Source organism: Mucilaginibacter sp. (assembly GCF_036568825.1).
In the GTDB taxonomy this organism is placed as follows: Bacteria; Bacteroidota; Bacteroidia; order Sphingobacteriales; family Sphingobacteriaceae; genus Mucilaginibacter.
This window is the reverse complement of the sequence record NZ_DATCRU010000012.1, coordinates 80,150-90,267: the sequence shown is the minus strand read 5'-3', so window position 1 is coordinate 90,267 and position 10,118 is coordinate 80,150. Positions and strand designations below refer to the sequence as shown.

The window sequence follows — 10,118 nt, the reverse complement described above, 5'->3', positions numbered from 1 at the left end:
CAGTGATGGTCGGAAGAATAAATCTTCCGACTTTTTCATTTTATGGGTGTTAATATGTTGATATAAATATCTGATTATCAAATATTTAACTTGTTTTTCTCATGGATTTTAAGTATATTAAATGCTGTAAATCAATGAGATATGGCAATATTTAAAGATCATAGCATCACTGCAAAACAGCTCTTAGGCTTCATTCCCGAGGCACTGATAGCAAATTTGTCACAGACGACCAAGATCGATCATTACGCAAAGGTTTTGCATGGCAATAAGTTGTTTTATTTGCTGCTCTATGGCATTTTAGACAATGAACGGCTTAGCCAGCGAACCCTTGAAGATACGTTCAATGATTCCGTATTCAAGATACTTTTCAATCTTGATGAGGATGAAAAAGTACGGCGGAGTTCTATTTCGGAAAGATTGTCCAAAGTTGATCCTGGCTATTTCAGGCAGATTTACGAATGCATCTATGAGCAGTTTGCCGGCTTATATACCTTAACGGAAAGAAAACAATATAACCTGATCCGGGTGGACAGTACAATGGTTAGTGAAGCTGCCGGTAAACTCGCCGAAGGCATAGATAACCAAAGTGGCAAGAAAGCTGTCAAGTATAGCATTGCCTTTGACGGCGTACTACCCGGCCACGTCGGTGTGTTCACCGATCCAAGCTATAGCAGCGAAGATATCGCATTGCCGGAAGCCGTAATGGAACATGTAAAGAAAGAACCCGGCCATCATAATATTTATGTATTAGACAGGGGATTACAATCAACCAGGACAATGAAGGCTTTTAGTGCGGAGCAGGTGACCTTCATCTGCAGGTCAAAGGAAAACAGAAAGTTTGAACTGCTGGAATCACTTCTTGCTGAAGGCCAGGACATGGATATGGGCGAATCCATCCTGCTTCGGGATTGCACAGTCCGGCTTTATACCGGCATGCCCATAGCTAACAAGCGTGGGAACAAACACTATAGGGAGCAGTTGGTAGATTGTCCTTTTCGTTTAGTGATTGTAAAAAGCAAATCGGAAGAAAGCAAAGAATACTGGCTGTTAACCAACGACTTCAACCTATCCGCCAAAGAGATCGCCCAGGCATATCGGCGGCGTTGGGACATCGAGGTCTTCTTCCGGTTCCTCAAACAGGAACTCAACGTAAGTCACCTGGTTTCACTTAATAAAAACGGCTTACAGGTCATGTTGTATATGACATTGATAACCGGCATTCTGGTATTGATATATAAGAAGGGAAATAACCTGGGATATAAAACCGCCAAAAGGCGCTTTGCAATGGAAGTAAGAGATTTGGCAATAGCCCTTATCGTTGTACAATGTGGCGGCGATCCAGGCTTGCTCTTTAAAACATAATAAATGGCCGGAATATTCTTCCGACCATCACTGCCCGTAAGTCCCCTTTTCATTTTTAGCATGTTGGTCAAGCGTGGCGTATATTGACTCACCCGGTCATTGCTTCGCTCGACCACCCTCTCTACGCTGCGCGTAAAGAGGGGATTTTTAATTTTTTCTTCTTTTCCCTCTTTACCGCCTGCGGTAGAGAGGGTCGAACAGCATAGCGCATTCGGGGTGAGTCGACTCTGCGAGCGACCTTTCATTTTACCCGCAAATGCATTAACTTGGATGCATCAGCTTACGCCCATGAAAAAAATACTGCTTATTGCTTTCATACTCGCATCATTCAGTAAACTTTCTATCGCTCAAAATAAAATAGTTGTCTTTCAATCCGATTTTGGGTTGAAGGATGGTGCCGTATCCGCTATGAAGGGCGTCGCCATGGGCGTATCTCCCGATCTGAAGTTATTCGACCTAACGCACGAGATTCCAGCCTATAACATTTGGGAAGCGGCTTACCGCCTCGAACAAACCGTACGTTACTGGCCTGCTGGGACGGTGTTTGTATCGGTGGTTGATCCGGGAGTGGGCACAACGAGGAAATCTGTTGTGCTTAAAACAAAATCAGGGCATTTTATCGTCACTCCTGATAATGGTACGCTGACTTTAGTCGCCGAATCACTGGGAATTGATGAAATAAGAGAAATTGACGAGGCAGTAAACCGACGTAAAGATTCTCAGAAATCATACACTTTTCATGGCCGCGATGTTTATGCTTATACCGGTGCAAGGCTGGCCTCCGGCACGATTACATTTGAGCAGGTTGGACTGGTATTACCAAAAAAAGTTGTAACTATTCCTTATCAAAAGCCAGTATTGAACGGGAAGACGCTAAAAGGGAATATTGCCATACTAGACATTCAATACGGCAATGTATGGACGAATATTCCTGATTCTTTATTCAACCTGCTTCGCCCTAAATTTGGCGAAACGTTTCATTCTGTAATCTCCCACAATGGCAAGCCGGTTTATACGGTCGATGCGCCTTACTGCCAGACATTTGGCACTGTTGCAAAAGGCAAGCCATTGGTCTACCTGAATAGCCTGCTGCAATATTCGCTGGCATTAAACCAGGGCAATTTTGCTGAAAAATATCATATTGGCAGTGGCAGTGGATGGAGTGTAAGCGTTGCCAGGAAAAGCAAATGAAAGTATTAAACAGTTAGATCATTGACTTTTTCACCGACATTTTAAGTCCCCTCACCGATATGTTAGCTAATATCACCAATATTTGATAGGTTCGCCACAAGTATTACCTTAGTTTTGGATATGATTTTAATTTGCGACGAATAGCATGGATAACGATATAAATTTTGAAAATAATAAGCCCCGCAATAACAAGGCACTCGCCGGCATCATTTTGCTGGTGGTAGGTTTGGCATTGCTGGTTCACCAATTGGATCTTTTCTTTTTCCCGAGCTGGCTGATAAGCTTACCGATGGCACTTATTGTAATAGGCCTTTACAGCGGAGCTAAACACCAGTTTAGAAACTCCGGATGGCTGATAATTATGCTGATCGGTGTAATCTGGCTATCAAATGACATGTTCCCTCATTACGATGTCGGAAAGATCACCTGGCCGCTGTGTATCATCATATTCGGATTATGGATGATATTAAGAAGAGGTAATAAATGGGATAAACACAAAGCCGATTGGGACAAATGGCAACAAAGCCAGCAAACACCTCCTACTACTGATCCAAATGCACCTAACGACGATGCCGGTCAGGCTAACAAATGGGATTTCTCAGGCAAATACAAAAATTCTTACGGTGACGATTACCTTGATGCTGTATCGGTATTCGGCGGTGTAAAAAAGACCATCCTGGCGAAAGACTTTAAAGGCGGCGAGATCGTTAATATCTTCGGTGGCGCTGAACTCGACCTGACACAGGCCGATATCAATGGCAGGGTTGTTCTCGACATCACCCAGATATTCGGGGGAACCAAAATCGTCGTGCCGTCCAACTGGCAGGTGGTATCTGACATTGCTGCTGTATTTGCAAGCGTAGACGACAAGAGGATACGGTCGACCGCAGCTTCAGGTAGCGAGAAGATCCTGGTACTCAAAGGTGTATCCATCTTTGCAGGAATAGACATCCGTAGTTATTAATTATAAATGTGCTGAATATGAATTGGTTTGTAGCTAAAATTGTGTTCAGGATCATCAGCGGCGATGGCAATCACCACGCGCAGTTTGATGAGCAATTGCGATTGATCAGTGCAAACGACGAACACCACGCCTTTGAAAAAGCGACAATAATGGGTCTGAACAATCAGGACAGCTTTCTGAACGATCAGCGTCAGCCTGTGAAATGGGAGTTTATTGACGTAGCCGAGATTCATCCCCTTAATGATCTGACCGATGGTACCGAATTGTACTACCAAATACACGAAGCGCCCGATGCCGAATTATACATGGCGTGGGCTCATCATAAATCAGCCTTATTAGGCGTAAGAAACTAAATAATAAACCTTAATAACCCGTTTTGGCAAGTTCACAGCTTTCATTTTCCAAAATTCGCACCGCGTTTTTAGTGGGTGGCCTGGTATGGGCCGCACTGCTAACCTATTTGGTGCATGGTTTTGGCTTTTCCTGGTTCATTGCCTTGCTGGATGGTGTTATCAGCTCAGTATTGCTGGGTGCTGCCTGCTGGCTAATCAACAATAACCTGCGCTATTTTCAGCCGGGCAAAGGCAGCTATGTTAATATTCTGATATGGTGTGCTGCTCTTGCTGCAGCCTGTGCGTTTGGCAGTCGCTGGATATTGCCTTATATCACCGGCAACACCGTTTATGCCAACTTTGTTATCCAGTCGCTTACTATACGTCTGTTTACCGATTTTTTGGCAATAGGCTGGATGGCGATGATCAGTATGATCTATTATTCCCAGCTCGATCAGAAAGAGAACGAGAAAAGAAAAGCTGAAGCCGAAAAGCTTGCCCGTGATGCGGAGCTGTACAACCTTCGCCAGCAATTACAGCCGCACTTTTTGTTTAATAGTTTGAACTCCATCAATGCACTGATCGGTTTTAAGCCTGATCAGGCAAGGAAGATGATTCACCAACTTTCAGATTTTTTGCGTGGAACATTAAAGAAGGACGATCAGCAGAATGTGACTTTGACCGAAGAGTTGGCGCATCTGCAACTATACCTCGATATTGAAAAAGTTAGATTTGGCCATAGGTTGATGACTGAGATCAGCTGCGATAACAAGTGTCAGGAATGTAAATTACCACCGATGATATTGCAGCCGATCGTAGAAAATGCAATAAAATTTGGTTTGTACGACACAACCGAAGCCGTAACGGTAAGCATCCGTGCCGAATGGGATGATAACTACCTGATCATCATGATCCAAAACCCATACGACCCGAATACCGCACGCCCAAGAAAAGGCACAGGGTTTGGTCTGAGCGGGGTGCAAAGAAGGCTCGATTTGCTGTATGCGCGCACTGACCTTGTTGAAACTCACGCAAATGATAATATCTTTACAACAATTATTAAAATCCCACAAGTATGAAGCGAGTATTACTAATTGATGATGAACCTTTGGCACGGATGGTTGTACTCGAATATTTGCAGGAATTTAAAGATAGCATTGAAGTATTAGGCGAATGTAACGACGGTTTTGAAGGCCTGAAAGCGATCCAACAACACCAGCCCGACCTGATATTCCTCGACGTGCAGATGCCAAAAATAAACGGCTTTGAGATGCTTGAGCTGGTTGAGAATCCGCCTGCCGTAATATTTACCACTGCATTTGATGAGTATGCCATAAAAGCTTTTGAGGCTCATGCAGTGGATTACTTGCTTAAGCCTTTTAGCAAGGAACGCTTTATTAAGGCAGTTGAAAAGTTCCTTGCTCAGAAACCGGTAGATCAGCCAGCCAAACACACCGAAAGCTTACTCGAAACCGCCGCACAATCTCCCGCCCAGCATGAACGAATTGTAGTAAAAACCGGCACTAAAGTAAAGATCATCCCGGTTGCCGACGTAGAATACCTGGAAGCCGATGACGATTACGTAAGCGTTCACACCAAAGAAGGTTCGTTCCTGAAAAATAAAACCATGAGCTTCTTCGAGCAGACTTTAGATGCCGATCAATTTGTTCGTGTGCACCGTTCCTACATTATCAAAATTCAAGATATCACCCGTATAGATCCATACGAAAAGGATGCTCACATCGCCATACTCAAATCAGGTGCTAAAATACCTGTGAGTAAAACGGGTTATGCGAAGTTGAAGCAGGTGTTGGGGATTTAATCAGCACTCATTTCAAAAAAAACTAAACTTATCATGTTATCTAAAATTTTCCTCCCCCTACTTGTTGTTACTGTTTTTGCCTGTAATAGAACACCTGCGCAATCGCATTTACAGAGCGATACCGCCTCCAACAAATATGACAAGTTCTTAACTGAACGCGAGAAACAAGCTTCTGAAAAGCAAACTGATAGTCTTGGTCTTTTTATAACGAGAATAGATTTCAAGGTTAAAACAGATAATTTAAAAGACTTTGAAGACGGTTTGATCCCTTGGGTTGAATTAGAATATCCGGATAAAGAGCTGAAAAAATTAATGGATAAAGATGAGATGGTAATAAGCGATAACAAAGTAATACTTATCATTGACTATCCTTTAACAAAAGAAGCCAAGTTCGAACTAACATCAAACAATGGATTTACGAGAGAACAACTTGTTAAACAGATAAGTGAAAAGTATCATCAGCTTTACCAGGAGGAAGAAAGCACTGCTACTATTAAAACTGTTCCGGTTAAGGAAAGAAAAACTCTTTATAATCGAAATCAAACCAATGGGAAATACGGCATTTGGGGTCATGACCTGGCAGATTTAGCTTTAGACCATATCCTCGTTTATAAATCGCCTAATGGAGATATTCTCTTGAGTTTAGACATTGATTCTTAGGATTTAACCAGCCAGCAACACACTTTCCATGCCTCTTCTACCCTGCCTTCATCAAGCAATTGTTTGGCTTTTAGGTGCAATTGAAGTTCACGTGTCTGGCTATCGCCTATAGTAGCATCCAGTATTTCTTTTATTTCGGGTGATTGGCTGTAAGCCTCCGTTTCTTCATCAGTTGGCAATACTTCTACATTACCCAGTTGACCGAGGTTATTCCCTGTCAACACTTTTGAATTGCGGATACTATACGGGATACTATCCACACCAATACCTATAGTTCGCACCGGCTTGGCTACTTTAAACAGGTTGTCTTTATTAACCCGGCAATACCAGTCGCCGCCCAGGCGTGCTACGAGTTCCAATTTTTCCTGATCGATCTTGCCCTTATCATCCAATATTTTTTCATCAATGTGGATCATTTTTATTTCAGCTATCACCAGGTTTCCTGCACCGGGTCCGTCGCCTAAAGCCTTTACCTCTTTTACAACACATTCCAATTGCACCGGCGACTCAGCTACACGTGGTGGTTTTACTGTTAGTGATGGTGCAGGTGTAAATCCTGCCTTGATAAACTCATTTACTCCTTTCGGGTACTCCACACTGGTTAGCGAAGTTTGTTGCACCATATCATAGGTTACAATATTAATCACGCATTCCGGCACTTCTAGCAGATTCTGCAGCGTATGCTTAGTGGTATTATCCCTCACCCTGCGCGATGGTGAAAACACACAGGTAGGCGGATTGGTACCAAACAGATTAAAAAAGCTGAACGGGCTCAGGTTCACGTTCCCCTCACCATCAACTGTCGATGCAAAACAAATAGGTCGCGGAGCGATGGCGTATTGGAGATAGTTATGCAGATCGGATATGGTGAGATCTTTGATATCGAGTGTCAACATTTTTTTAGTTGAAAAGTTGGAATGTTGTAAGGTTGTAAAGTTAAGCAACTACTCAACCTAATCAACTACTTAACTCAATCAACTAACACTACAATAACTGAATATCTTTCCTTCGATGTGCAGGTTCGGTAATCAACGTTGGTTGTTTTTCGGGTAAATAACCAAAGAATTCCCAACCGGCCTGGTGATCATCTGAGTAGATCACATAGCCGCCTTCAGGCTGATCATTATAATAAATGGAATAAATAACGTAGCTCTCTTTTTTACTGGTTTTTGGAGCTGCTTTTTTACCGGTTAGGGTATTGCCGGCTATACTTTCTTTAGGTTTTTCTATTACAGTAGCCATCGCATTGTCGTTATGTTGATGTATACGTGTATTGAAATAAAAAAAGTTTCAATTTATAAATATCTAATTATCAGATAATTTTACAGATTAAATAAAACCATTTAGTGTATCGAAATACGAATAACCGTATAAGTCTATATTCAGCCTGTGTAAACAAACTTATCTGACTGGATGTTAATTATATTAAAATCTACCTATGAAAAATATTGTATTTACTTTATTGTGTTTAATTACACTTAAAGCAAGTGCACAAACTACCGACACTACCAAACGATCTAAAGCCGATACGATAAAAAATGATGTTACTTCTGTGCCGGATACTGTTAAGCACTTGCACAGCAAAGGTTGGACTTGGATTCCGCCTGTTGCTTTAGTTGGTTATGGCTTTTCGTCATTCGTCATCAAGCCTGTCCGCAATGTCGACTATTATTTCAAGATGCGCGTTGCACGTAGTGATCCGTATTACAATTCAAAAATTGCCGACTATCTTCAGATAGCGCCCGCAGTAATGGTTTATGGTTTGAACCTGGCCGGAGTAGAAGGCAAAAACAGGTTTGTCGACCGTACTGCCATCCTTGTTTTATCCGCGGGTATATTAACTGGTGCCGATGGGCTTAAATTTGTCATGCACAGAAAACGCCCTTACGGTAACGATCCGCTTTCTTTCCCTTCAGGGCACACAGGTGCTGCTTTCCTTACAGCTGAATTCCTGGCCCAGGAATATTCCGGAAAGTCGATCTGGTATGGAGTAGTGGGTTATACTTTTGCGGCTGCTACCGGGATACTCCGGGTGTATGGCCGCGACCACTGGTTTAGCGATTGTGTTGCCGGGGCGGGTTTTGGTATTTTTTCTACCAAAGCAGCTTATTGGATCTACCCTTATATTCGAAACGCATTAACCCATAAAGGAAAACATGGCAGAAGTTCGATGATCATGCCGGGATATTATAATGGCACACCGGGTTTGTCATTTGCGATGCAGCTGTAGATCATTGAAATAGGTTGGGATTTTCATTTTTTTTGAACCATTAGGGTTGACAATCCTAAAGGAGCCATAACATTTATATTTCCGGTAGCATCTGTGTTGACCACAATATGCGTAAACTTACCCTGGTAATACCAGAAGAACTCTTTTGATATTGGGCTCTGGCCTTGACTATAGGATTGCTCTATCAAAGGCTTTATCTTTTGTATAAACTTCACAAATTCTACCGGTTTTTCGTGGCTTATCTTACAAATTGCTACCAATCCCTTATTCGGAAAGGCTACAACCGATCCCCATTCGCCAACCATTTCAGGAGCGTTTCCAGACAAATCCAAGGCATAACTTGCCCCATAATCCTCGTTCTCCAAAAAACTGAATTCAACCTGCGTCCCCGATATATCAAATGATTTTGTGAGCCTTTCCATTTTTTGTTTACCAACATTTGAAATAGCTGCTTTAAATACTTCATCGGCACTTTTATGCCATAAGTCAAAATATTTTTTTTGAAGAGGAGTAAACGCCTGGGGAAGATCGAGCATTAATAAAGTAGTTGTGCCCTCCAGATCAGTTTTGCTTACAAAGTTATCCCGTCCACCTCGTTGAGCTATCGTCTCATCCGGATAGATGCGAACACTTAAGTAATTTTTTATTTTATTAAAATCAGTAGGATCGATACCTTTTTCCGCCTCGATGGAGTTAAATAAACTGGCAAAATGATTATTAATTATACCCTGCCATTTTGAATGATCTTTCTCATCAATACATTTTTTTACCAGGTTATCCAGGTTCACAGCAGCAGTATCTTTATTATTACTTACTGAGACCGTGCCTTGCTCTACATGATCGACCTTGTAGTGCTTGCTTAAAATCGAAACTGATAAATCAACTATTGTTTTATAATCTTTAGCACTGATCGTGTTATCAAAACCTGGTGGTAATGAATATTCAATTTTTATGTCTGTTTTTGACTGGGCATAAACAGGTAGGCCAAACAGAATAAAAGCGGCAACAAGGATCAGGTATTTCATCAATTAAAAATAATAAAATTTATTTATAACCGGTGCCAATAAAAAAAGCCTTTAACCTGATAATTCAAGCTAAAGGCTCTTTCCTCTTATCTTGGCGGTTCTGCAGGTGCAGGCGGTGGTGGTGGTTTACTCACATCGTGTGGAGGCGCACAACTGGTGCATATTGTGCCGACTATCGTAGCCAGCAATACAATGCTCATTATTTTCTTTTTCATAGCAGTAGGATGTTTTAAAATATAATGTTGCCTGCCCGCTTATTGTTTTAATTTATTGATTTTCAAAAGAAATGAAGCCAAAAGCCGGATGTCAGAAGTCTGAAATCAGAAAGATGAATAAAGATTAAATCCGAATTCGTAATTCGTAAATCTAAAATTCTACGATGGTATGATCACTTTTGGAGTTGGTTTTGCAGGTGTTGGATCGCAATAGCATTTTCTGGAACAACTGCTGCATGCCAGTCCTATCATGATCAAAATCACCATAAGACTTATTATTTTCTTTTTCATAATGCTTAGTTCATTGTTATCATCTC

Annotated in this window: 13 protein-coding genes; 8 read left to right on the top strand and 5 right to left on the bottom strand. The window is 41.8% G+C overall.

What is annotated here, in order from left to right; translation table 11 throughout:
* Positions 1–141: 141 nt before the first annotated feature.
* The 7 genes from VIM89_RS03060 to VIM89_RS03030 all read left to right on the top strand — a co-directional run bounded on the left by VIM89_RS03060 (position 142) and on the right by VIM89_RS03030 (position 6,331).
* Positions 142–1,362, top strand: a complete 1,221-nt coding sequence (locus VIM89_RS03060) for an IS4 family transposase (RefSeq protein WP_488154658.1) — start codon at positions 142–144, stop codon at positions 1,360–1,362.
* Between the two features lie 288 nt (positions 1,363–1,650).
* Entirely contained in the window at positions 1,651–2,553 is a 903-nt protein-coding gene (locus VIM89_RS03055; RefSeq protein WP_488154657.1) for an SAM hydrolase/SAM-dependent halogenase family protein, read from the top strand.
* A gap of 145 nt (positions 2,554–2,698) precedes the next feature.
* Entirely contained in the window at positions 2,699–3,517 is an 819-nt protein-coding gene (locus VIM89_RS03050; RefSeq protein WP_488154656.1) for a LiaF transmembrane domain-containing protein, read from the top strand.
* A gap of 17 nt (positions 3,518–3,534) precedes the next feature.
* Complete coding sequence (locus VIM89_RS03045) at positions 3,535–3,870, top strand: DUF4288 domain-containing protein (RefSeq protein ID WP_488154655.1); 336 nt, start codon at positions 3,535–3,537, stop codon at positions 3,868–3,870.
* A gap of 23 nt (positions 3,871–3,893) precedes the next feature.
* Positions 3,894–4,928 carry a sensor histidine kinase gene (locus tag VIM89_RS03040; RefSeq protein WP_488154654.1) on the top strand — a complete coding sequence of 345 codons (1,035 nt, stop codon included), beginning with the start codon at positions 3,894–3,896 and terminating at the stop codon, positions 4,926–4,928.
* Positions 4,925–5,671 (top strand): LytR/AlgR family response regulator transcription factor, encoded by a 747-nt coding sequence (locus VIM89_RS03035; protein ID WP_488154653.1) that lies wholly within the window; start codon positions 4,925–4,927, stop codon positions 5,669–5,671. The genes VIM89_RS03040 and VIM89_RS03035 overlap by 4 nt, the downstream gene beginning before the upstream one ends.
* A gap of 33 nt (positions 5,672–5,704) precedes the next feature.
* Positions 5,705–6,331, top strand: coding sequence for a hypothetical protein (locus VIM89_RS03030; protein WP_488154652.1), 627 nt, complete (start codon positions 5,705–5,707; stop codon positions 6,329–6,331).
* Here VIM89_RS03030 and VIM89_RS03025 read toward each other — a convergent pair.
* On the bottom strand, positions 6,328–7,227 hold the full coding sequence (locus VIM89_RS03025; RefSeq protein ID WP_488154651.1) for a flavin reductase family protein: 900 nt from the start codon (positions 7,225–7,227) through the stop codon (positions 6,328–6,330). The two genes, VIM89_RS03030 and VIM89_RS03025, sit on opposite strands and share 4 nt — an antisense overlap.
* An 88-nt stretch (positions 7,228–7,315) precedes the next feature.
* Entirely contained in the window at positions 7,316–7,573 is a 258-nt protein-coding gene (locus VIM89_RS03020) for a hypothetical protein (RefSeq protein WP_488154650.1), read from the bottom strand.
* A gap of 196 nt (positions 7,574–7,769) precedes the next feature.
* Between VIM89_RS03020 and VIM89_RS03015 the strand changes: the two genes are divergently transcribed.
* On the top strand, positions 7,770–8,561 hold the full coding sequence (locus tag VIM89_RS03015) for a phosphatase PAP2 family protein (protein ID WP_488154649.1): 792 nt from the start codon (positions 7,770–7,772) through the stop codon (positions 8,559–8,561).
* A gap of 23 nt (positions 8,562–8,584) precedes the next feature.
* Here the strand turns inward: VIM89_RS03015 and VIM89_RS03010 are convergent, their stop codons facing one another.
* The 3 genes from VIM89_RS03010 to VIM89_RS03000 all read right to left on the bottom strand — a co-directional run bounded on the left by VIM89_RS03010 (position 8,585) and on the right by VIM89_RS03000 (position 10,092).
* Positions 8,585–9,586 carry a hypothetical protein gene (locus VIM89_RS03010; protein WP_488154648.1) on the bottom strand — a complete coding sequence of 334 codons (1,002 nt, stop codon included), beginning with the start codon at positions 9,584–9,586 and terminating at the stop codon, positions 8,585–8,587.
* Positions 9,587–9,672: 86 nt separating this feature from the next.
* A complete protein-coding gene (locus VIM89_RS03005) occupies positions 9,673–9,801 on the bottom strand; it encodes a hypothetical protein (protein WP_488154647.1) in 129 nt (42 codons plus the stop codon).
* 159 nt (positions 9,802–9,960) lie between these two features.
* Complete coding sequence (locus VIM89_RS03000; RefSeq protein ID WP_488154646.1) at positions 9,961–10,092, bottom strand: hypothetical protein; 132 nt, start codon at positions 10,090–10,092, stop codon at positions 9,961–9,963.
* Between the last annotated feature and the right edge of the window lie 26 nt (positions 10,093–10,118).